This is a genomic window from Chromohalobacter sp. HP20-39, assembly GCF_033052815.1.
Classification (GTDB): Bacteria; Pseudomonadota; Gammaproteobacteria; order Pseudomonadales; family Halomonadaceae; genus Chromohalobacter.
In genome coordinates, this window is record NZ_JAWHTP010000479.1 from 1 (window position 1) to 299 (window position 299).

Genomic DNA, 299 nt, shown 5'->3' on the forward strand with positions numbered 1-299 from the left:
CACGTGCCAGAACTGCCCGGACGTGGTCCAGGCGCTGAACGTGATGTCCGTGATCAACCCGCGCATCCAGCACGTCGCCATTGACGGCGGCATGTACCAGGACGAAATCGAGCAGCGCAAGATCATGGCGGTGCCGACGGTGTTCCTGAACGGTGAAACCTTCGGCACGGGCCGCATGGGCGTGGAAGAGATCCTCGCCAAGATCGACACCGGTGCCGCAGCGCGTGATGCTGAAAAGCTCGCCGCCAAGGAGCCGTATGAAGTGCTGATCGTGGGCGGTGGCCCGGCCGGCGCTGCAG

General features: G+C 64.5%; 1 protein-coding gene. It reads left to right on the top strand.

The features are described 5' to 3' along the window. Window positions 1–299 (top strand): thioredoxin family protein (locus RVY79_RS18880; protein ID WP_317466090.1); only part of this gene is annotated, 299 nt, incomplete at both ends.